Source organism: Jejuia sp. G7-7, from assembly GCF_055808955.1.
This window is the reverse complement of the sequence record NZ_JBVVSZ010000001.1, coordinates 1515254-1539439: the sequence shown is the minus strand read 5'-3', so window position 1 is coordinate 1539439 and position 24186 is coordinate 1515254. Positions and strand designations below refer to the sequence as shown.

At 33.4% G+C, this 24186-nt stretch carries 18 protein-coding genes and 2 pseudogenes; 18 read left to right on the top strand and 2 right to left on the bottom strand.

What is annotated here, in order from left to right; translation table 11 throughout:
* The first annotated feature begins 242 nt into the window (after positions 1-242).
* From AC0L5U_RS07580 to AC0L5U_RS07540, 9 genes are all read left to right on the top strand, one after another.
* Positions 243-2999, top strand: a complete 2757-nt coding sequence (locus AC0L5U_RS07580; RefSeq protein ID WP_473416210.1) for an alpha-L-rhamnosidase — start codon at positions 243-245, stop codon at positions 2997-2999.
* Positions 3000-3034: 35 nt separating this feature from the next.
* On the top strand, positions 3035-3628 hold the full coding sequence (locus AC0L5U_RS07575; RefSeq protein WP_473415643.1) for a family 43 glycosylhydrolase: 594 nt from the start codon (positions 3035-3037) through the stop codon (positions 3626-3628).
* Between the two features lie 62 nt (positions 3629-3690).
* Positions 3691-4824 carry a glycoside hydrolase family 43 protein gene (locus AC0L5U_RS07570; protein ID WP_473415641.1) on the top strand — a complete coding sequence of 378 codons (1134 nt, stop codon included), beginning with the start codon at positions 3691-3693 and terminating at the stop codon, positions 4822-4824.
* A gap of 53 nt (positions 4825-4877) precedes the next feature.
* A complete protein-coding gene (locus tag AC0L5U_RS07565; RefSeq protein WP_473415640.1) occupies positions 4878-5675 on the top strand; it encodes a hypothetical protein in 798 nt (265 codons plus the stop codon).
* The gene (locus AC0L5U_RS07560) at positions 5663-5875 is read left to right on the top strand and encodes a T9SS type A sorting domain-containing protein (protein ID WP_473415639.1); all 213 of its coding nucleotides are present in this window, start codon (positions 5663-5665) and stop codon (positions 5873-5875) included. Before AC0L5U_RS07565 ends, AC0L5U_RS07560 begins: the two co-directional genes overlap by 13 nt.
* A gap of 292 nt (positions 5876-6167) precedes the next feature.
* Complete coding sequence (locus AC0L5U_RS07555) at positions 6168-7217, top strand: tetratricopeptide repeat protein (protein ID WP_473415638.1); 1050 nt, start codon at positions 6168-6170, stop codon at positions 7215-7217.
* 14 nt (positions 7218-7231) lie between these two features.
* The gene (locus AC0L5U_RS07550; RefSeq protein ID WP_473415637.1) at positions 7232-7990 is read left to right on the top strand and encodes a tetratricopeptide repeat protein; all 759 of its coding nucleotides are present in this window, start codon (positions 7232-7234) and stop codon (positions 7988-7990) included.
* Between the two features lie 115 nt (positions 7991-8105).
* Positions 8106-8357 (top strand): hypothetical protein, encoded by a 252-nt coding sequence (locus tag AC0L5U_RS07545; RefSeq protein WP_473415636.1) that lies wholly within the window; start codon positions 8106-8108, stop codon positions 8355-8357.
* Between the two features lie 28 nt (positions 8358-8385).
* Entirely contained in the window at positions 8386-8877 is a 492-nt protein-coding gene (locus AC0L5U_RS07540) for a 3-keto-disaccharide hydrolase (RefSeq protein WP_473416208.1), read from the top strand.
* Between the two features lie 123 nt (positions 8878-9000).
* On the opposite strand, the pseudogene AC0L5U_RS07535 reads toward AC0L5U_RS07540, so the two are convergent.
* Both AC0L5U_RS07535 and AC0L5U_RS07530 read right to left on the bottom strand, forming a co-directional pair.
* Positions 9001-9914, bottom strand: a pseudogene (locus AC0L5U_RS07535) (hypothetical protein).
* 198 nt (positions 9915-10112) lie between these two features.
* A complete protein-coding gene (locus AC0L5U_RS07530) occupies positions 10113-10985 on the bottom strand; it encodes a hypothetical protein (protein ID WP_473415634.1) in 873 nt (290 codons plus the stop codon).
* Positions 10986-11212: 227 nt separating this feature from the next.
* Between AC0L5U_RS07530 and AC0L5U_RS07525 the strand changes: the two genes are divergently transcribed.
* The 9 genes and pseudogenes from AC0L5U_RS07525 to AC0L5U_RS07485 all read left to right on the top strand — a co-directional run bounded on the left by AC0L5U_RS07525 (position 11213) and on the right by AC0L5U_RS07485 (position 24186).
* Complete coding sequence (locus AC0L5U_RS07525; protein WP_473415633.1) at positions 11213-13375, top strand: SusC/RagA family TonB-linked outer membrane protein; 2163 nt, start codon at positions 11213-11215, stop codon at positions 13373-13375.
* A 4-nt stretch (positions 13376-13379) separates the two neighbouring features.
* Positions 13380-14285, top strand: a complete 906-nt coding sequence (locus tag AC0L5U_RS07520) for a hypothetical protein (protein WP_473415632.1) — start codon at positions 13380-13382, stop codon at positions 14283-14285.
* 14 nt (positions 14286-14299) lie between these two features.
* A complete protein-coding gene (locus AC0L5U_RS07515) occupies positions 14300-15850 on the top strand; it encodes a RagB/SusD family nutrient uptake outer membrane protein (protein WP_473415630.1) in 1551 nt (516 codons plus the stop codon).
* A gap of 126 nt (positions 15851-15976) precedes the next feature.
* Entirely contained in the window at positions 15977-16381 is a 405-nt protein-coding gene (locus tag AC0L5U_RS07510; RefSeq protein ID WP_473415629.1) for a hypothetical protein, read from the top strand.
* A gap of 11 nt (positions 16382-16392) precedes the next feature.
* Positions 16393-17370: a cellulase family glycosylhydrolase gene (locus AC0L5U_RS07505; RefSeq protein WP_473415627.1), complete on the top strand. Its 978-nt coding sequence runs from the start codon at positions 16393-16395 to the stop codon at positions 17368-17370.
* A gap of 27 nt (positions 17371-17397) precedes the next feature.
* On the top strand, positions 17398-19572 hold the full coding sequence (locus AC0L5U_RS07500; RefSeq protein ID WP_473415626.1) for a beta-xylosidase: 2175 nt from the start codon (positions 17398-17400) through the stop codon (positions 19570-19572).
* Positions 19573-20128: 556 nt separating this feature from the next.
* Positions 20129-21007 (top strand): T9SS type A sorting domain-containing protein, encoded by an 879-nt coding sequence (locus AC0L5U_RS07495; RefSeq protein WP_473415624.1) that lies wholly within the window; start codon positions 20129-20131, stop codon positions 21005-21007.
* Positions 21008-21204: 197 nt separating this feature from the next.
* Positions 21205-22255, top strand: a pseudogene (locus AC0L5U_RS07490) (alginate lyase family protein).
* 707 nt (positions 22256-22962) lie between these two features.
* Positions 22963-24186 (top strand): glycosyltransferase family protein, encoded by a 1224-nt coding sequence (locus tag AC0L5U_RS07485; protein ID WP_473415623.1) that lies wholly within the window; start codon positions 22963-22965, stop codon positions 24184-24186.

Genomic DNA, 24186 nt, shown 5'->3' with positions numbered 1-24186 from the left:
ACAATATAATTGCTTTTAATTATATTAAAATAAATATTATATGAATTATGCATGATAGTACAGGGTAAAGTTTTTAAAGTTTACAGGTATGTTCAAGAATTATTTTTTTGTTGAATAACGTTTTAATCACATCTATGAATAATGATAAATAAACATTATATATTTTCTATTGTTTTAATTGTATTGCTTTGTATGTCTTGTAAAGACAAGGCTACTTCAAATAGCTTATTAGCTTTTGAAGAATTACTGATCAACTCAAAAGTAAACCCCTAACCATCGAGAGCGAACAGCCATTTTTTTCATGGATTGTTGATGTAGAAGGGTATAATAAATCACAATCGGCTTATCATATTTTGGTAGCTTCATCCCAAGAAAAATTGAATGAAGATGATGCAGATCTTTGGAATTCAGATAAAGTAAATAGTGATAAATCTACATTTGTAAAATACCAAGGAAAATCTTTACAGGCGCTCCAGAAATACTTTTGGAAAGTTAAAATATGGGATGAACAGGGGACGGTTTCTAGATGGTCTGAGATTCAAGAATTCGAAATGGGATTGATGACCAATGAAAATTGGGGTGCTTCTAAATGGATTACGCTAAATAAAGATACGCGAACTTCAGAGCATCGTTTCAGAGATTATAAAACGGGTAGAATGGAGAAGCCAAAGCCAGTTGATGGTTTTGCTGCTGGTTATTTTAGAAATGAGATAGACCTTAGTAAAGATCTTGAAAATGCACAAGTTTATATTTGTGGTTTAGGATATTATGAGTTGTATTTAAATGGAACTAAAGTAGGAGATCATGTCTTAGATCCTGCGCCATCTAACTACGATAAGCAAGCCTATTATGTGAATTATGATATTACAGAACAGTTGAAATCTGGTAAAAATGCTTTCGGAATTATATTAGGAAATGGATTTTACGGACAAAATATTTCTTGGAGTCGAGATCCAGAATCAAATAAAAAAGGCGTGTCTTACGGTCCACCTACCGTACGTTGTTTGATAAAGCTCAACTATACTGATGGCACATCATCTGACTTTTATACTGACGAAAACTGGAAGGAAGCTACAGGACCAATAGTATTCAATAATATTTATGGAGGAGACACCTATGATGCGCGTTATGAATTAGGAAATTGGAATACAGTTGGTTATAACGACGCTAAATGGGGTAGTGTAAAAGTAACATCTCCGCAGGTTAAAAAAATAAGTGCGAGTCAAATACCACCAATTAAAAAGCTAAAAGAGTTTGAACCACAAAAAGTTTTTAAAGCCCCAGATGGCAATTGGATTGTTGATTTTGGACAAAATATTGCAGGTTGGGTAAAATTAAATGTTCAAGGAAAAGAAGGACAATTAATTGAAATTACAACTACAGAGGCATTATTAACTAATGGAAAAGATATTTTTCCAGGCTCAACAGGAGGTGGCGCAAATGGTATGCCTCAAATTTATAAATACATCTGTAAAGGAAGTGATTTAGAGTCGTGGGAGCCTAAGTTTAGTTATCACGGGTTTCGATATGCAAAAATAAATGGCATTTCAACAAAACCTGATGCAAACATGATTAAAGCGGTTTTAGTAGCTACTGATATTCAAGAAACAGGAAGCTTTACATCTTCAGATGAATTGCTAAACAAAATGCACAGCATTAGTAAATGGACGATTGTAGATAATGTACATGGTATTCCAGAGGATTGTCCACACCGCGAAAAATGTGGCTGGTTAGGAGACGCACATGCATTTTGTGAATACGCACTCTATAATTACGATATGTACGATTTCTACAAAAAATATATGGAAGACATCCGTACACAAATGCGACCAACAAAAGGGCACAATAACCCAGATATAAAATTTCAAGTACCAACTATGATTGCCCCAGGAAAACGTACGTCTACCTATGCAAAAATAGATTGGGGTGTAGCTACCATGTATTTGCCTTGGTATAATTATAGGTATTATGGTGATGATGCGATTGTAAAAGAATATTATAAGGATATGAAAAACTTGACTAATTTCTATCTAAATTTTAAAGGTGAAAATGGCATTATGCAAGATGGCATGGGTGATTGGTGCCCACCACGATGGGACAGACGTAAAAATCCTTCAGCTATGGAATGCGACCCTATTATTTCAGCAAACGCCTATTTTTATGATGTTTTAGGTATTATGGAAACCTTTGCTGAAATGAATAATGATGTAGCTTTCGCCGTAAAAATGAAAAAGGAACAACGCGAATTAAAAGATGCATTTAACAAACAGTTTTTAGTTGAAATACCTAACACAAAACATAAATGGTATCAAAGTCAAACGGCAACAGTACAGGCTCTACAATTTGGTTTAGCACCAGAAAATGATGTTGAAAATATAGTGAATGGGTTAGCGCATGATATTGTTGAAGTTAAAGGAGGGCACCATTCCACGGGAATTCACGGTAATAGATACATTTACACCGTACTATCTAAATACGGAAAAGCAGATTTAGCACATCAAATTTTAACAACACCAGATTTTCCAAGTCAAACATATGTTATGAATTCCGGGTTTACAACATGGCCAGAACGCCAATTTGTTTGGGAAGACATGGAAGGGCCAACGAACTCTTTAAATCATCCGATGCATTCTGGTTTTGCGGCTTATTTTTATGAATCATTAGGTGGTATTAAATCTTCAGAAGATAAACCAGGTTACAAAGCATTTACTATAAATCCTGAGTTTCCCACCGCTATTACAAAAACGGAAGTGAAAGTACCAACGCCTTATGGAGATATTACCAATAATTGGACGATAAAAGATGAAGTATTGCGTATGAATCTTTATGTACCGTTCAATACTCAAGCAAGGGTTTTAGTTACACCTTCAGAACTTAAAAGTTTAGAAATAAACGAGACACCTATTTCAGAATTTAAACAGAATAATACTGTTGAAATAGCGGAGGGGGTTGTGATTTTAGGCTCTGGAGAATACACAATAGCATATTCTAAAAACTAAATTTATAAAACACTAAAATACTTAACAAACAAAGCATGAAACTAGTATATCATATTGTTGTAAAATCACTAATTAGTATATTATTAGTGTCATTTACCAGTTGTAATTCGAAACCAGAAAACAAAACAACTGCATCTTCAAAAGATGTGACTCAAGCACAAACAGGCAGCTTTGGAGATCAAGGCGATGGCACATACATCAATCCTATTTTAAATGCAGATTATCCTGATTCTGATATCGAGCAAGTAGGTGATACCTATTATATGATAACATCAAAACAGCACATGTCGCCAGGGATGCCTATTCTAAAGTCTAAAGACATGGTAAATTGGACTAATGTGGGACACGTGTTTGAAAGTTTATCTTGGGCGCCAGAATACAATTGGGACCGCATGAATGGCTACTCTTTTGGTACTTGGGCAGGCGATTTAGCGTATCACGAAGGTACTTGGTATTGCTACCAAATAGATTATCAACATGGCTTGATGGTGGCAACAGCAAAGGATATTAAAGGTCCGTGGAGTAAACCTATTATGATGCTTCCAAAGGCCGAAGTGCTAGACGACCCTGGCGTGTTTTGGGATGAAGAAACACACAAAGCTTACGTGATTATTAACACTCGCAGGTAAGCAAAAAGCAGCAAGTAATAAAATTGAAGGCAACGAAAATAGGATTTACGAAATGAGTTGGGATGGAAAAAATCCTAGACGAAGGTAAATTAGTTTATACAGGAATGGGGGCAGAAGCAGCTAAAATTTATAAAATTAATGGGACTTGGTACATATTTTTAGCGCAATGGACTATGGGGGATACCTCTACAAAACCAGGTGTTAAAAACCCAAAAAATGATAGAAAACAAATTGTATTACGTTCCAAAGAAAGTATTTACGGCCCATATGAGGTAAAAACCGTTTTAGAAAAAGGAACTGCCTTTAACAACCGAAGCTGTAGTCAGGGCGGATTAATGCAAGCCCCTGATAAATCGTGGTGGTATATGCACCAGCTCATTCAAAATGATGATATCCCGTTTCAAGGCAGGCCACAATGTTTAGCACCCGTTACTTGGGTAGATGGTTGGCCAATAATTGGTGTAGATGAAGATAATGATGGTATAGGAGAGCCTGTAAAACAGTATAAAAAACCAATAGACGGTTATCCAATTGCTGCACCAAGTTCAGACGATGATTTTTCATCACCAAATCTAGGTTTTCAATGGGAATGGAATCACAATCCAAGAAACTCACATTGGTCACTAACCGAACGAGAAGGTTGGTTACGTTTAAAAGCGAGCAAGATTTTACCAAACGAAAAAGGCTACGGTCCAAACATAAACCAATGGACCAATAACGATGGTTCCGATTCAGATTTCTGGAGAGCTTGTAATACGCTAAGTCAACGTATTATGGGTATCACAACTGGTACTGCTATTGCAAAATTTGACATCTCAGAAATGAAACCACATCAATTGGCAGGTTTTGTGAGATATGGAGGCGTATTCAATTTATTAGGTGTTGAGGTTGATGAAAATGGAAAAAAGAACCTCTTTTACATGAATTCTATGGCAGAAAAAACGAAAGGGGCAGAACTAACGGGGAGCGATTTATACGTTAGAACATCAAATAAAATAAACCAAGCAACCTATGAGTATAGTCTCGATGGTAAGAATTATAAAAGTTTTGGGCCAACATTTACAATTGCTTTTGGAAAATGGACAGGTGACAGGTTAGGGTTTTTTTCATGGAACGAAAAAGAAGACGCAGGCTACATAGATGTCGATTGGTTTACTTATGATTACGACGGACCAAAAGCTGGAAAAACTCAATAGACATTTTAGTTTAATGATTTTTTTAATATTCTACCTAACAGAACAGGATACCTTTGAAAAGGTACTTGATTAGTTTTATTGCTTCAATTAATAACTATGAAAAAAAGATACTTTTTTTAATTTTTACAATAATTTCAATCTCATTATTTTCTCAAACGGCTACATGTGATGGGTTACTTCCTTTTGAAGAACAAAATGGTTTGTTAACAATTGAAATGGAATCTGGAATTATAAATGATAATAGATGGCAAATTGGAACAGAAACAGTAGATGGTGATGAAATAAGATATTTATATTGGACAGGAGTAGAATCTTTTAATGCACTTTCTGGAGCACCAATTGTATATAAAATTAAAATAAACACCCCAGGAACCTACAGATTTGCTTGGAGAATGAGAGTAGGGCTTGGAACATCTAAAGGAGAGCATAACGATGCTTGGTTAAAAGTAGATGGAGAAGATTTTTACGGGATTAAAGATGGTGCTAAAGTATATCCAAAGCCTATGTGTAATAGTGATGCTAATTTAACTTGTGCTGCGGGAAGTTCTACTCAAAATTTTGTTAAAGCTTTTGGAAATAGATTAGATTGGGGGTTTGTAACTAATACCAATGACCATGTTGCGCATAGAGTGTTTGTAACTTTTAACGAAGCAAAAGAATACACAATTACTGTGGATGCAAGATCTTCTTATTTGTTTATTGATAAAATGGTGTTGAGAAGAAATGGAGTTTCTGATAGTGTTGCCTTTGACCTAGATAATGTTGAATCTTCGTGTTATGATGCTTTGTCTATTAATGATTTTAAAAAAGAGAAACAAAAATTCACCCAAACCCGACAATGGGAAAATTAGAAATCAGCAACCTTCCAGCTAATTCTAGTTTGACTATTTCTAATATTTCTGGAGTTGTCATCAGAAAAATAAATACCAAAAAATCATCTGAAACTATTGATATTAGTGATTTACAAAGTGGTATCTATTTTATTTCTAATTCTGATAAAAATAATCATTTTGTAAAAAAATTATTAAAATATAATTCATCAAAGTTTTAAGTTGATTAAGATTTTCAAAAGTTTACTATTATTAAGTATAACCTTTTTTTTAATTGTAAGAAAGAGGAGGTAAATAAAAATAGTAAACCAAATATTTTATTCATTTTGATTGATGATTTAGGGGTAACAGTATGTGCATTTTACGAAACACCGTATGTAGATGATTTGGCAAATGAGGGTTTTGTTTACTCAAGGTGAAGTAATTAAAACTAAAAATTTAGTATTGTGTTTTCTCTATTTTTATCAATGTCCATCTAGGTTTTTGCTATTTTAGCAAATAAATGTAATTGAAATGAACAGAAAAAAACTTATTAGAGTATCATTTATAGTTGTTTTAGGTTTGGCTTTGTCATATTTTTTAATTAATAATTTTAGTGATAATAAATATGTGAATAGGTTACCTGCTGTTCCAGATTTAAGTGAAACTTCAATGTCATTTCAAAAACATATTACAAATGCTAATACAAAGACTTTAAACAAACCATCTGTAAATAATCTTGGAGAGTTGGGTATGGTTTATCATGCAAATAATTATTTTAAAGAAGCAGAAGCGTGCTATTTATTAGCTATTGAACGTGCTCCTAAAGCGTGGGAATGGAGTTATTATTTAGGATGTTTAAAACGGGAATTCGGTGATTCCGAAAATGTCATTAAGTACTTTAACAATGTTTTAGAAATCCAACCCAATATATATATGGCAAGGTATTATAAAGCTGAAGCCTATAATCAAATAGGAGAGGTAGTAAAATTTGAGGAAATACTTAAAAACCTATCGGGAATAGATAAAACTAATTTTGTTTTAGAGAACACAAAAAGAACATCTTATTTTCCCCTACCAGTTTATGCTAATTTAGAATTGGCAAAACTTTATGCTGCTACTGCTAAAGCTGAATTGGCAGAAAAGCAACTAAAAGCATTGATTTCTAGAGAGATTTCATTTGGCCCTGCATACAAACAATTAAGTATTATTTATGCCGAAAAAGGGGATAAGAAGTTGAGCAAGTATTATACAGATCGATCCAAAGATTTAGATGATTACGCCCCACCTGTAGATATTTTAATGGATAAGTTAAGCTATCATTCTAGATCTGAAACGTATTTATTAAAACAAATTGACGATGCGATTAGAAGTAGTAATTCACTTTGGGCATTAGAATTGGTAAATTTTAGTTTAAAAAATGTTCCAGAAAGTAAATATATAGTATCTAAAGCCATTAAACTGTTTATAACCAATAACATGGCGCGAAGTGCAGCGCCATATTTGAATAAGCATCTGGAAGGATTTGAAAATGATTACCCAGAGTTAATAGAAGTAGGAAAGGGTTTGTCTAATTCGGCTTAAAAAATGCAGCAAAAATGTATTTCTTAGCTGCCGAAAAGATTGAAAATAAAAAACCAGAGACAAAATCTAGACTAGCAGGAATGTATTTTGATCGTTTGGGTATGAAGGACAAGGCGTTAAAGTTAATGAATGAATTATTAGAGCAACATCCCAATGACTCTTCTGTATTAGGAGGAGCTACATTTTTATTTATTCAAACCGGTGATATGGTTAATGCAAATAAGTATTTATCGCTTTTAAAGAAAATTGATCCTGAAAATCCGCGTATAAATGTTTTTAATGGAATTATTTCTAAAAATGCTGGAGATATAAGAGGGGCTGTATCGTATTATGAACAAGCATTTAAAGAGATCCCAGATCAGGTATTTATAATTAGTTACCTAGTTGATTATTATTACAAGAATAAAATGTGGATAGAATTAGTTAATTTATATGAAACTGCTTTAAAGTTTTCTCCTAATAATTCTAACTTCCAAGAAGCATATAGTTCTTTATTAATTAATTGTCCAGATAAAAATATACTAAACCCTGAGAAAGCCAGAGAATTTAGTGAGAGAGCATTTATTAATTGTAAATCTAATTTGCAAACACGTGTTGAAGCGGGTCGTTCTTTAGCGATGTCTTATTTTGAATTAAAAGAAAGCGGGAAAGCACTTTATTATATTCATAAGACAATAGGTATTGCTAAAAGCGCTCAATTTCCTAGGGAATATATAGCAAGTCTAGAGGGCAAATCAAATGAGTTTCAAAAAATTATTAATTCTATTAACTAAACTGTTTTTAAGAGAGCCTGCATTAGAAAAACAGCTTGTCAAAGTCCTATTAAAAGATTTTCAACCTAACAACAATTGCTGGAAAAGTAAAGTAACAGTCGATTAATACATTTCTATGAAATTAAAAACTATAGAATATATGTTGTTAGTATTGATAATACTAATATCATGTTTTTCATGTAGAAATACTCAAAAAGTAAATCAAGAAGATACAGGTTTTAAATCTATTTTTAATGATAAAGACTTATCGGGTTGGGAAGGAGATGCCACATATTGGCGCGTAGAAAATGATATTTTAGTTGGAGAAGTTACACCTGAGACTATTTTAAAACGCAACACTTTCATTATTTACAAAAAAACTACCTGATAATTTCGAATTAAAACTTGAGTACAGAATTTCAAAATCTGGAAATAGTGGTATTAATTACAGAAGTGAAATTATTGAAAATGTACCATTTGCTCTAAAAGGCTATCAATGTGATATTGATGGGAAGAATAGATATACAGGTCAAAATTATGAAGAGAGAAAGCGAACTACATTAGCCTACATTGGAGAAAAAGTTACTATTAACCAGATGCCTGATAGTATACCTAAAACCAATTTACGTAAACATGTTAAAAAGAACTGTTGGCAAACAAGAAAAGTAACTGCTTCTCTTGGAAATAAGGCAAATTTAGTCAGCAATATTCGGGAAAACGACTGGAATAGTATACATATTATTGTTGAAGAGCATCAAATGCAACATTATGTAAATGGTGTTTTAATGAGTGAAGTTATAGATTTAGATACTATAAACCGATCGCTTAAAGGTTTTATAGGTGTACAAGTACATGTGGGTCCTCCAATGAAAATTGAATATAAGAATATTCGCTTAAAACAATTATAGTCTATAAACTTAAAATTAATGAATAAAAAATCTCAGATAGATTATTTACCTGAGATTTTTGAAACTTACACAGTTTATGAGATACTGCCAAATATTAATCTTTTCGTTATTAAATTAGTCTTTTTACACTTTTATGTGCGTAGTATTTGCCCATCTTATTTGAGCTCTACCACCTCTAACTCGGTATGCGCCATATCTAATTTTTGATTGCGTTCCTCTTTCAGGAGAAGGAATATTCCAATTAAATGCTTCACCACCAATTATGGCATTACAATAGTGTATTTTTTTGAAGAATCGCTTGGGTCTACTTTAAAACCTACCTCTAACACAAAAGAAGTTATTTCATTTTTATCAACTCTTTTTAGTAGAACTACTTCTCTACCGCTTCCTGACCCACCACGTACTAAGATTCGCTCAGCATAAATATCAAAAGCAACTTGCTTATCTGCATTATTACCTGTACCGTAAATAGGATGTGCTCTATATAAACAAATAGCAGGGTCTGGAGAACCACCACCACCAGTATGTTGCCCTTTGGCCTGAGCGATGTATGAACCATCTTGACTAAAAGAGCCTGCATCAGCTACTTCAAGAATTCTAAAGTCTCCTGTGAATTTTACAGATGATCCTACATTAGAGTTCGCTACAGGTAATGAGCGTTCCATTCTAGGTTGTAAGGTATTTGCTGCATCTTGATTATTGGAGCCAGCTGTAATATTATATATTCCCCATGTAACCCCATCAATAGTGCTCTCTTTGTAGTTGGCATAACAAGTCCTGTCGTCAATAGTTCCTACGTTAACTGGATTTTGTAAATCGTTTGATGTTCTAGTGGTATTTTCCCCATCTGGGTTACAAGTAGTATATGAACCTATATCTTCATCCGTTTCTTCTTTAGGTTCTTCTTTAGGATCGTCTTTGACTTCTTCTTTTATCTCTATTATGGGTTCTTCATCAGTCTGACAAGAGAGGAAAGCTACTAAAACAAATAATATAGCAATTGACGAAAATTTGAAATTAAAATTTAACTTTTTCATAAGTTGTGATAATTATTTTTAACAAAAATAAAATTTTAAGACATAAGAACCATCCTGAGCTATCCTGATTTAAAATATTTTTGAAATAGAATTGAGGTATAATAACTTTAGTTATAGCTTCTTTTTCTTAACTTAGGATAAGTGGAAAAAATATTTTTCATGTTAATTTTAAAATAAATAGGAAACTCTATGCACACTTTATTTCTTCTTAGGTTCGGGGTTTTTATTTACATAATTTTCCAAGAGTGTTTTTACAACCTTTACACTACCAGCTTTTAAGCCATTATTTACATTAGCTCCTGTAATCCAGTATAAAACCATACCAGCATCAGAGCAGTCCCATTTTCCTTTTTGAAATTTAACAACATTATCGATTTCAGCTAGGTTGCCTATAGTCCAAATTAATCTTACTCTCGGGTCCTTATGGTTTTTAGCCCAATCCCATTTGGCATGGTCTAGCTTTAAATTTATATTTTGGTCTGGGATTCTTACTTCTTCAACACCAAAATCTAAAATTTGCTGCCAAGTGTAAAAATCACCAGCATTATCGTTAGCTGGATGATGGGTAACAACTTTAACGAATTTGTGCTTTTCTTTAGGCGTCTTTTTTAAAGCCATACCAATAATATCAGGTTCTCCAGCTTCTATAATCCATAAAGGGTCATCAACTGTAGAAGCATTTATAGCCCAACATAAATCATTTATGGTTTCTTCTTTTTGCCACATAGCATCATAAAAAGTCAGGTTATTAAAGCCACCCCAACGTCTTGCTGTCATATCACAAGCTACTTGCATTAAATGGTGGCGTTCTTTTTCGGCTTTTTTAGAAATTCTATCATCTCTTACCAAATCACAGCTATGGGAATAATGAACAAGTCGGTTTTCTAAACCAGATGCCCGTAATAGCGCAATAGAAATAGCTGTGCCGCCTAAGTCATCAGGGTCTGGTGAGTTGCCATCTGCAACAATAGCAATTCTTCCATTGGGTGGTGCTGTTTCTTGAGCAAGGATAGTGAGGTTGAGTAGCAAAATACATAGTAATGGTAACACTATTTTATACGATTTCATCATTTAAAAGGAAATTTATTAAACTATTATTTTATGTAAATAAAACATTGAAAATTTAAAAGTAAAATGTAAAGTTTACTTTATTAACCTGTGCTATCCTGTGTATATTTTAAAAAAGTTTTAGTGAAATTTGTTTAGAGTCAGCACAGAGCAGAACGGTTAGTGCAGGACACTTCATTAAATTTTAAAAAATAATTTAGAAACCTAAATAACAAATTAACTTAAACTTTATGAATTTAAAAACTAAACTAAATGTGACACCTAATTTTAAGAAAGTTAGGCTGTTTACTATGTTCTTGTTTTCGTGTGTGGCAATGTCCTTTGCCCAAACTGTAACAGGAACAGTTACCGCAGATGGTCAGCCACTTCCAGGAGCTACTGTAGTAGTAAAAGGAACCTCAACTGGAACAAGTACAGATTTTGATGGTAATTATTCCATCAATGCAAGTGCAGAAAATACACTTGTGTTTTCTTACATTGGTTATTCTACTAGAGAGATAGTTGTTGGTAATCAAACAACTATCAATGTAACTTTAGATCAGGACAATGCTCTGGACGAGGTTGTTGTAATTGGTTACGGTACACAACGAAAATCAGATTTAACAGGCTCAGTATCTTCTGTAAGTTCAGAAGATATAACAGCAGTACCAGTTGCTAGAGTAGACCAAGCGCTTCAAGGTAGGGCCTCTGGTGTACAAGTAACTCAAGTTAATGGTGCGCCAGGAGCAGGAACGGTTATTAGAGTAAGGGGTGGTAACTCCATTACTGGTAGTAACGAGCCACTTTGGGTAATTGACGGTATTATTGTTGGAACAAATTTCAACTTGAACAATATAAATAGTAATGATATTAAATCGATTGAAATTTTAAAGGATGCCTCTTCTATTGCTATTTACGGATCTAGAGGTGCAAATGGGGTAGTATTAGTTACCACAAAGAATGGTGCTGGTGCTGGTACAGGAAAACCACAGATAAGTGTAAATCTTTACACGAGTTCACAAATGTTACCAGAATTACCTGATAGACTTTCCCAAAGAGAGCAAATAGAATTTACAAACGAAAGTGCTCGTTTTAGATCAGCTGCAGAACCATTTCCAGGTGATCCATCTTCATACCCTGACAATGATTGGGTAGATTTAGTACTAGGACCTGCACCTATGTATAATGCAGATGTTTCTATTTCTGGAGCCACAGACAACGTAAATTATTATACCTCATTAAATTATTTTAATCAAGAAGGTATTGTAAAGAGTTCTGGTCTTGAAAAGTATATTTTCAGAACAAATTTGGATCTTAAATTAAGTGATAAAGTAAAAACAGGATTTAGATTAAATTATTCTAGATTAGAACAGGATAATGCACTCGCAAGTTTTAGTCAAGCTGCTTTTGGAATACTTCGTACGCAACCTGTTTTTAATGACGATGGATCTTATAATGGATTTGATGATGTAGTTGGTTCGCCTTTTAATAATCCTTTAGCTGCAATAGCACTAAATACTAATGAAACATTTACGAATAACTTATTAGCAACAGTTTATTTAGAATATAGTCCATCACCTAAGTGGATAATTCGTTCTACATTTAATCCTGAATTTAATAACGTTAAGCAAAATAGATTTTCTTCAAGTCAATTACCAGGTAATCTTGCTGTGGGTGTTACAGATGGTGGTACAGCAAGTGTGCGTTCTCAAACAGTAAGTGGATGGAATAATGAAAACACTATTCAGTATACATCAGATTTTGGGGAAGACCACAATATAACAGCATTGGCTGGACTTTCTTTTCAAAAAACCGTAACAGAATCAGCATTGGCTTCTGCAGCTGGAATTACTAGTGACGCTACGGGGTTTAATCGTTTAGATATTTCTGACCCTGTAAGGGCTTCAGTAGAAGGTGGTTTTGGACAGAGAACAATTGAGTCTCTTTTTGGTAGAATTAATTATACTTACAAAGATAAATATTTGCTAACTTTAGTTGGGAGACGCGATGGAAGTTCTGTATTCGCTCCAGGGAACAAATACTCATTCTTCCCATCAGTAGCAGCAGCTTGGAAAATTTCTGAAGAGGATTTTATGCAAAATCAAGATGTATTCCAAGATTTGAAATTAAGAGCAAGTTGGGGTAAATCTGGTAACCAAGCCATTGGTAATTTTAGAACACTAGCCACTTTTACACCTGCCAATACTACGCTTGATGGTGTAGAAGTTCCAGGTTTAACTCTAGGAAGACCAGCAAATCCTAATTTACAATGGGAAACTACAAGCTCTTATGATATTGCCTTAGAAGCATCATTATTTGGTGGTAGAATATTTACAGAATTTAACTACTACTACAAGAAAACAGAAGATTTATTATTGGATGTAACTATTCCAAAGGCAGACTGGTTTCATTAGCCAATTGCAAAATATTGGATCATTACAAAACCAAGGATGGGAACTGTTGATAAATTCCACAAATGTTAATACATCTAACTTTAATTGGAATTCTACGGTAACATTATCGGCAAACAGAAATGAAATTTTAGATCTTGGCGGTGTAGATTTTATTGATATTGTTGTAGATCCTATTATAGGGTCAGGTAATACCCGTTTAATTGTGGGAGAGACTGTTCCTGCTTTTACTGGAGTTAGATATCTAGGAACATGGAAAAGTCAAGCAGAAATTGATGCATCGGGTAGATTGGATCCTCAGGTTGTAGGAGGTTCTCATTTTGAAGACCTAAATGGAGATGGTATCAGTTCAACACAAGATGCTGTTGTTTTGGGTAGCCCATTCCCTGATTTAATTTTTGGTATTGAAAATAATCTTTCTTATAAGAATTGGGATTTCTCATTCTATTTTCAAGGTACTCAAGGTAATGAGGTATTTAATCTGAGTATGCGAAATAACTATTTTAACCGTGGTGAGACTGTAAAATTTGGAGATTTACGAGACCGTTGGATAGAAGGAGTTAATGAAACTTCAAATATTCCTAGAGCGGGAGCAGATTCTGTAACTAACACACCACCAAACTCAGAATACGTTGAAGATGGGTCTCATATTCGTCTTAAAAATGTACGATTAGCTTACAACTTTCCAACAGATAAAATGGGCTTAAATGGTGTTAGAAATGCAACAGTATATCTGACAGGAACTAATTTATGGTTAGGTTCCAAAACTAGATTAATAGATCCAGAAGCAAGTAATTTTGGTCGTAGTAATATAGCACAAGGATATATTAGTGCTCAGTATCCTAACCCAAGAGTTATAACACTTGGTTTAAACGTAACTTTTAAAAAATTCGATATGAAAACAAAAACATAATTTTATACGTCTTTATGGTTTTCGCATACTTTAGTTGTGAAAGCTTTCTAGAAGAAGATCCAAAATCAATAATATCTCCAGATAACTTTTTTGCTTCAGAAAATGATGCACGACAAGCAGTTCAGGGTATGTATGCCATTTTAAAGAACAACTCTATTTATGGGCAAGTAGGATTGGATCATTTTTATGATAACGGTTGTGATATTATTGAGCCAAACCGTGCTGCAAATTTTGTAGAACCTATTGGGAATTACTCGATGAATGAAGCTATTGCAGATATTTCTGTTCAAAAGATGAGTGTTTCAGATACATGGAAAGACCTTTACAGAACCATATTAAATGCAAATGTAATTATAGCCAGAGTTACAGATAATGAAGCTATAGGTACTCAAGAAGTAAGAACTGATATTGTAGCTGATGCTAGATTTATAAGGGGGTTGTGTTATTGGCATATTACTAATCTTTGGGGAGATGCCCCTTATTATACTGAAGTTTTAACTCTTGAAGAAATTGGTTCATTAGGAAGAACACCTGAGGGAACTATAATTACTGGGATTTTAGAGGATTTACAGTTTGCTCAAGATAATTTACAGAATGCCTATACTGGAGATCAAAGTGGTAGAGCATCAAAGTGGGCTGCGGCTATTGTTATGGCTAAAATTTATATGAAGCAACAGCAATGGCAGTTAGGTTTAGATAAATGTTTAGAGATTATCAATCAATCTCCTCACAGTTTATTACCAACCTATAATGAAGTGTTCGATCAGTTTAACGAATATAATGCTGAAATCATTTGGTCGTTAGATTTTGCTAGAGATATTAATAGTCAATTTGATCCTGCGTTTCCAGGCAGATCATTTGCAGGTAATAATAACTGGCGACCAAGTATGTTTAATCCGCGTTTAAGGGATGAACCTCTTAATACAGGGGAAAGAGATGCTTTAAGGGATGCTTTAACTGCAAGAGGGGAAGCTTTTAATGGTACAGGATTGCAAGTAGCATCGAAGGATTTTGCTGAAAAATTCCCTATGAATGATTTAAGAAGAGAATTGAATATAGTAGATAACTACTTAGGCTTCGATTTAGTATTTCCTTACATGGCAAAATTCTGGAATTTAGAATTAGATAGATCTCCAAGATTTAATCACTCTGATAACAGAATGGTATTTCGTTTAGCAGACGTTCATTTAATGGCTGCAGAATGTGAAAACGAGCGCCCAGGTGGTAATCCTAATACTGCTTTTGAGTATATAAGGCCTATAAGAGAACGTGCTTTTGCAACAGTAGGAGAGGCTGAAGCTATTTTAGGTTTGGATCAACAAGGGTTTAGAGAAGCTATTTATGATGAGCGTAAGTGGGAACTTGCTGCAGAAATGCACAGAAGATACGATTTAATTAGATGGGGAATCTTATTGGATGTAGTTCAAGATTTAGAATTTCGTTTCTGGAATCCAGCTGATAATATCAGACCATATCATGTTAAATTACCTATTCCATTACAAGAATTAGAAAATAATCCAGCGTTATTGGAATCTGATCCTACCAATAATGGATATAGACAGTAGTAATTTTATTTAGTTGTTTAGTTTTAAATAAGCCGAAAGTTTTCTTTCGGCTTATTTTTTTACAGTATTGTGCAGGACACAAATCATTTATAGGTATACTATTTTTGAAACAAACCAATAATTTGAATGAGAGTTAAAATAGTGTTTTTTGCATGCCTTTTATCCGCATTAAACCTTTTTGCGCAGATAAAACATGGCTTAAGAGATGAATCTGGTCGTCATATAATCCCAAGGGGTTTTGTTGTAAATACAAATGACCATGCGGGAGAGGTTTTTTTCAATAGTGATGATTATGCCCGAATGGTAAGAATGGGCGCCAATTCTCAAGTCATACGTTTAGAGTTAGGGAAGCTCAGCAACTTCCCTGGAGGTAAGTTAGAACCTAATTATCTTAAAAAATTAGATACTCTTGTCGCTTTAGGTAAAAATCATGGTATAAAAACTGTTTTTAAAATGACAGTTTATGGTGTAGATAGATTTGTTTGGGAAGAATTTTGGCAGAATAAAAAAATGAATATCAAACGTATATAGATGGATGGAGAGTGATTTGGGATAGATACTCTGATGAATCTTCAGTTATAGGCTATGATGTTGTTAACGAACCAAGAAAGTTAACCATGGACATTTCTTATGAAAAGCTGACAAATAAATATCTTATTCCGCTGTATCAAAAAATAATTGATGAAAGTCAAAAAATAAATGCAGATAAAATGATTCTGTTTCAATCTATTTTCATGAATAAAGGAGAGAAAGTAGATAATAATCAGTACTCCGAAATAACAGCACCAATAAACAGAAAAAACATCATTTTTGCACCTCATATATATCAAAATGATATTGATTATATAAAGCGAAATATGGATAGGTTTGATAAAGAATCTGATATGTTAAAAGCTCCAATTTTAATAGGAGAATGGGGGTTTCCAACATTTGCCACCACAGATACAATTATTCATGGAAAGCTAGGACAATTAAAATACAAAGAGCTATATATTAGAACTGCTGAGGTTTTTGATAAAATGGGTGTAGGCTCTATTAAAGCTTGGTTTTTAGGAAATAGATCGATGCAACATTTTTTACCTGGAGGCCCATCAACATGGTCAATTTTTAGTGATAGCACAGATGCTGGTACTGTTGAACGAAAGTACATTACAGATGTGATATCAAGACCTTTTCCCCAAGTAATAGCAGGAGATATTCAATCCTTTTTATTTAATCATGCAACCAGAAGTTTAGATATTAAGATAAAGCCAGATAACAGTAAAGGCGCTTCAAAAATATTTATTGGAGCCAACAGGCATTATCCTGATGGCTTTTCGGTATTAATAGGAAATAAATCAGTACTGTATTACAACCCTATAAAAAATGTAGGACTAGAAATTTATAAATTAGAAAAAGGAATTGACCCAACAGATTATATTTGGGATACCAATAGTCAAAAATTAATAATATTAAAATGGCCAAAAACTGAAGAGTTATTGGATATAAAAATTGTTCCAGGAATACGGAATTTTAATTAAAATAAAGTAATGAATAAATATAGGTTTATGAAGAAATTATTAGTTGTTGGATTTTTTGTAGTCTCATTATTGAGCTGTAATTCAGAAAATAAAACTGATAAAAAGATGAATCAAAAGGATTCTGAAATTGCATCAAAAGTTGAGAATCTGATAAGTCAAATGACTTTAGATGAAAAAATTGCTGAGTTAACTCAAGATGCACCTGCTAATGATAGACTAGGTATTCCTTTTATGAAATACGGAGAAGCATTACACGGTTTGTGGCTTGTGCTTGACTATTACGGTAATACTACTGTTTATCCACAAGCGGTAGCCTGTGCTTCAACTTGGGAACCTGAACTCATTAAAAAAATGGCTTCACAAACAGCAATAGAAGCGAGGGCTTTAGGTGTTACACATTGTTATTCTCCCAATTTAGATGTTTATGCAGGAGATGCGCGCTATGGTCGTGTTGAAGAATCTTATGGTGAAGACCCTTATTTGGTGTCACGAATGGGAGTAGCATTTATCCAAGGTTTACAAGGTACGGGCGATGAGCAATTTGATGAAAACCATGTTATTGCCACGGCCAAACATTTTGTAGGATACCCAGAAAACCGCCGTGGTATAAATGGTGGATTTAGTGACATGTCCGAACGTCGCTTACGGGAAGTTTACCTGCCATCGTTCGAGGCGGCAGTAAAAGAAGCTCAGGTAGGTTCTGTTATGCCAGGGCATCAAGATTATAACGGGGTGCCATGTCATATGAATACTTGGTTACTAAAGGATATTTTAAGAGATGAGTTAGGTTTTGACGGTTTTATTGTGTCTGATAATAACGATGTAGGGAGAATAGAAACTATGCATTTTATTTCTGAAACCAGAACTAAAGCGGCTATCTTAGGATTAAAAGCGGGTGTTGACATGGACTTGGTAATTGGGAAGAACGTTGATCTGGCAACTTATCACGCTAATGTTTTGAAGGATACAATAACTCAGGACCCTTCATTGATGCCACTTATTGATAAAGCTACATCACGTATTTTAACCGCAAAATATAAATTAGGTTTATTTGATACAGAGCAAAAAGAGATTGATGAGGAAACCGTAAATGCTGGTCGTGAAGAACATCGTGAATTTGCATTGGAAATTGCCGAAAAATCTATGATCATGCTAAAAAATGATAATAATCTCTTACCTATTGATGTATCAAAAATAAAATCCTTAGCTGTTATTGGCCCTAATGCCCATGAAGAAAGACCAAAAAAAGGAACATATAAACTATTGGGTGGTTATTCAGGATTACCACCATACTATGTTTCAGTTTTGGATGGTATAAAGAAAAAAGTAGGTGAAAACGTAAAAATAAACTACGCTAAAGGTTGTGATATTAATAGTTTTTCAAAAAAAGGATTTCCTGCGGCAATTTCTGCTGCAAAAAAATCCGATGCTGTTGTTTTAGTGGTAGGGAGCTCTCATAGAACCTGTGGTGAAGGCGGAGACCGTTCTGACCTTGATTTGTTTGGTGTTCAAAATGAATTGGTAGAGGCTATTCACAAAACAGGAAAACCAGTAATTGTTATTCTAATTAACGGTCGTCCATTAAGTATAAACTACATTGCCGAAAATATACCGTCTGTGCTTGAAACCTGGTATGGTGGAATGAGAGCAGGTGATGCTGTAGCCAATGTAATTTTTGGGGATGTAAACCCTGGAGGTAAATTAACAATGTCTTTTCCACGCTCAGTCGGGCAGGTTCCTGTAACTTATCTTGAGCGTCCTGACTTTATTGGGTCTGGAAAAGGAAAGTATCGCTTTAGTGATAAGTCGCCATTATTTCCATTTGGATATGGCTTAAGTTATACAACATTCAAATATGGAGAACCAAAACTAGAAAGTGCTACTACTAATACCGATGCAGAAACTTCAGTTTCTGTAGAAATCACCAATACAGGCGATAGAGAAGGAGACGAAGTAGTGCAAATGTATGTTAGAGATAATTATGCATCTGTTGGGCGCTACCTAAAAATGTTAAAAGGTTTTAACCGTATCACCCTAAAATCAGGAGAAACAAAAACGGTAACATTTAAACTAGGTTTTGATGAACTAAACGTTTTAAATCAAGATATGAAGAAAGTAGTAGAACCCGGAACGTTTACTGTTTCAGTAGGAAGTTCTTCCCAAGAAAAAGATTTACAAAAAATAGTATTAAAGGTCCAATAACAGTTCTCTTTAAAAAAGATAATCGATGCTCAGTCCATTAATAGGCTGAGCATTCGTTTTTTAGTTACCCTAGTTTTTTTAATAATTTGGGCGTTACCCGCAAAGGGTCGGGCTTTTATTCATGCATTTTTATTTTAAATTATTGAATTCATGAACATAAATGTTTCGTTCCAAGTCCTCGCACCTCCTGCGTCGGGCTGTGGGCTATCCGTTAGGATCCCTAACACGGGCAAATCTGCCAAGGTCTGTTCATAACCTGAAGAACCCTGTATTATGCTTTGGCCTGTTTATTTTGTTGGTCACTATTTCTAAATTTTTAAAAGGGATATATTTATTAAAAACTGATGATGGTATTGTTAAAAGATTAGTTTATGATTAATTTTTTAATTGATAAAAGGAAATAATGATCTCTGAAAACATTATATTTTTAAGCTATTTTCGTGTTTTTAGTAATAGGTGTGAAGTAAGTAAATGTTAGTTGTACAGGTAAGTACAGGATACTATAACTGACTGATAATCATAAATTGTGCATTAATTAATATAAAAACTAAAAATTATGAAAAAAATTACTCTTAAAATTAGCACATTCTTATTATTTGCCATGTTTGCGCTTCAAGCACATGCTCAACCTATATTATGGACTGGAGATGGTACTTATAAAATAGGTGCAAGAGGCACTAATTTATTTATGACAATTAATGGTGGTACAGGTGCTTTAGAATGGCAAACAGAATTACCAGGCGATGATGAAACACAAGTTTGGTCTATTGTAGGTCATAGGTTTGCTGCCGCACAACATGATGGTGGTAATGGTTCAGGGTACATGGAAATTACTGCTACTGTTACAGGTGTTGGAAATTTCACCATGGCTACAATGGCTACTGCTGCAGATGGAAATAACCTTACTCTTATTGCTAGACCAGGTGATCCAATAGACAATACAGTAGATTTAACTGATGTAAGTGGTTTAGACCAGTTTCAAAGAAGAAAAACTAAAGTAGATGCAAACGGGGATGCTGACTCTAATGGATCAAATCCATCAGCAGGAAACAATGCATTATTTTTAAAAACACCATGGAGTAGTGGTTCAAGATTTGGTGAAATTCCATCTGCAGCAGGTGACCCAGTAGAATTCAATGGTGGAGGAATAGATGTGATTGATTACCATTTGGTAGCATTATTAAGCACTTCAGACTTTGATGCAAGTTCAATTTTTGTTTCTAACCCAGTTAATAATGAAATAAAAATCAACGGGCTTTCTTCTAACGTAAAAAAAGTATCTGTTTATTCTTTATTAGGTCAAAAAGTATTAACTAGAAAAGTAGATGCTCAATCTTCTCTTACTATCGATGCAAGTGATTTATCTAGTGGTATGTATTTAGTTGAAATGACTGGAGATAATGGAAGATTCTCAAAGAAAATAGTTAAGCAATAATATAGCTTAATTCAAATACAATTTTATTTAAATCATTCTAACCATCAATTGGTTAGAATGATTTTTTTATTTTACAATCTAATTATGAGTATTAATAGTCTAAAATTTATAACGATTTGGTTATACTATTTAATTGGGTTGCATTTTATAGAAGCTAAACAAGCAGCACAAACTTACCAGAAAGCTGCTGTGCTAGAATCAAAAAAAATAATGAAACACCTAAACTAACTGCCCTAGACTACACTAAGCTATTAGAAATAAAAACAAAACTTCATACAACACAATTTTCTACAACGTATAAAAACCTGCTTAAAAGAGCTAATATAGCTTTAATTCAAGGTGTATTTTCAGTAACTCAAAAAACCCAAGTACCGCCAAGCGGAGATAAACATGATTATATAACCTACGGCCCTTACTGGTGGCCAGACCCTAATAAACCTGATGGCTTGCCATGGATACGGAGAGATGGAGAAATAAACCCGCTTACCCGAAAAGGTAATACAGATTATGAAACAAAGGATGCTATGTTTGATAATACTACAGCATTGTCTTTAGCATATTTTTTCTGATCAAAAAGAATATGCCAATAAAACGCTAGACTTGCTTAAAGTTTGGTTTTTAAACGAAGACACCAAAATGAATCCAAACCTTAATTTTGCACAAGGCATTCCCGGAAAAAATACAGGAAGAGGTATTGGTATTATAGAATTTGCAGGAATTACTAATATAATTACAGCCATTGAAATTCTTGAAATGAATAAGGTAATGGACGCTAAAACTAGTAGAGGTCTAAAAGAATGGTTTACAGAATATCTTAATTGGTTGCAAACTAGTGAAAATGGGATTTTTGAAAAGAACACTAAAAATAATCATGCGGTGTACTATGATCTGCAAGTGGTAAGTATATTAATGTTTTTAGGCAGGTTTGAAGAGGCTAAGCAAGTATTGGAGGAAGTGAAAACTAAGCGAATAGCCACTCAAATTGAATCAGATGGCAAGCAACCACACGAACTGGCTAGAACAAAAGCATTGTCCTACAGCACAATGAACTTAAGTGGTTTTACACAATTAGCCTTTTTAGGTACAAAACTCGATGTAGATTTATGGAATTATGAAGCTAAAAACGGTGCAGGTATTATTAAAGCCTATGAGTTTTTAAAACCCTATGCGGAAGGTGTAAAGCAATGGGATTATCAACAAATAATTAGTTTACGAAAAGCTCAAAAAAATTACGAGCCATCTTTGTAAAAGCGGGAAGCCAATTTAATAGTCAAGACTATTGTGAAGTTGGAATGAAGAATAGTGAAATGGCAACCTCTTTATTATATAATTGTGATTAAAAATATAGAGTAATAAAAAGCTTAATACTAGTTATAATTTACATTCTAGTTTATCGAATAACTAAAACAATTATGAATCAATCTTTCAAACAATTGAAGTCTAAATAAAATTATGTTTTGAGTTCAATCAATTTTAAAAAGCAGACAAGTAATAATAAATTAAGTAGTGCTATTTTAATTTGTTGTTTCCTTCTACTGTTCGTATGTTTTAATCACCTTTTAGTGATGCTAAGTTTTATGATAACAAATGCTTTGTTGTCTTATGCTTTTTTTGGCTATAATTTTTTCAATGCTAACTTTATGTGTTTTGGGAAGTTATAAAGAAGTTGATTTTAAACAAACTTTAGTAGCTATTATAATTGGTTTATTTCTAATTTTAATTTCATTAGTAATTGCTTCTTTTTTTGGGACTTTTCTTGGGATGGTCAATGGTATCATCAATCATCAATTTATAACTTATCCGATGGTTGGAACCCACTAAAGGAACCAATAAGAAAATTCAATAAGAATAATGATTTATCTATTATTCATTTTCCTAAAGGTTCATGGTATTTTGCAGCTTCAATATTTAGTGCTTTTGGAGTTTTTGAGGCAGGGAAAGCATTAAATTTTATTGTGCTGTTTGTTGCAAGTTTGTTTTGTTATGATGTTTCAATAAAATTTCATTTAAATAAAATTAATAGTTTTTTAGTATCAGTATTAGTAGTTTTTAACCCAGTTATATGGAGTGAAATAGCAACATATATGGTAGATCAGTTGTTGTGTTTGTACCTAACTATTTATGTGCTATCACTTTTTTCATTACTTAAAAAATACAATTTATATCATATTCTAGTTGGGTTTATGGCGGTAATAGGTATAATTAATGTAAAGTTTACAGGTGGTGTTTTTGTTTTTGTGTTTTCATTATTTGGATTCCTTTATATCCTTTTTAAGAAAAGAGCTATAATAAAAAAATATATAAAAATTCATGCTTTATCTGCAGGTATAGCTTTTTTAATTTTTGGTTTTAATCCATACGTTAGTAATTTTATAGAACGAGGTAATCCTTTGTATCCTATTTTAGGTTCTGAGGAATATCCAAGCCAATTAGAAAAAGGGTTTGATGGTAATGAAAAGCATGAAACTCCAAAGAATATGCAAAAGAAGCCATTTCCTGTACGGTTTTTTTATGCGCATTTTGGAGCTCCAAGTAATGCACCATACGATCAAAAAAAGAATGCAGAATTAGCGATTCCATTTGTATCAAGTTTTTCAAGTTGGGATGCCTATCGATTTCATGAAACTAGAATTGCAGGTTTTGGCCCTTTTTTTAGTGGATTGCTAATATTGTCTTTAATATACCTTTTATATTATATTAAAGTAAATAAAAACAGACGGTTATTGGTGCTCAGCATTTATGGTGCAATTATTAGTACTTTGCTTATAAGTAAACATTTTTGGTGGGCACGTTTTGCACCTCAAATTTGGTTTCTTCTAATAATTCCTATTATTTTAGGTTTGGTTTCTCGTATGAATAAAAAAGCTAACTATAGTTTAATTTTTGGTAGCATAGTTAATGCACTTATTGTAATAAGTATTCATTTGACTTGGGAAGTTAAAAATACATTTAAGTTTAAACAGGAGTTGGAAACATTAAAAAAAGAAGACAGAAAAATTGAAGTAGGAAAAACGTGGTTTAAAAAGTCTATTCAAGAACGATTTAAAACCTACGATGTGAATTATATTTTTGTATCACAAAAAAGGATAAAAGATAAGCCCTATCTGAAATTTTCAAATGTACCCAAAGGATATCCTGGTTCAATTTTATATTCTAAAAACAATACTAAAACCAAATAA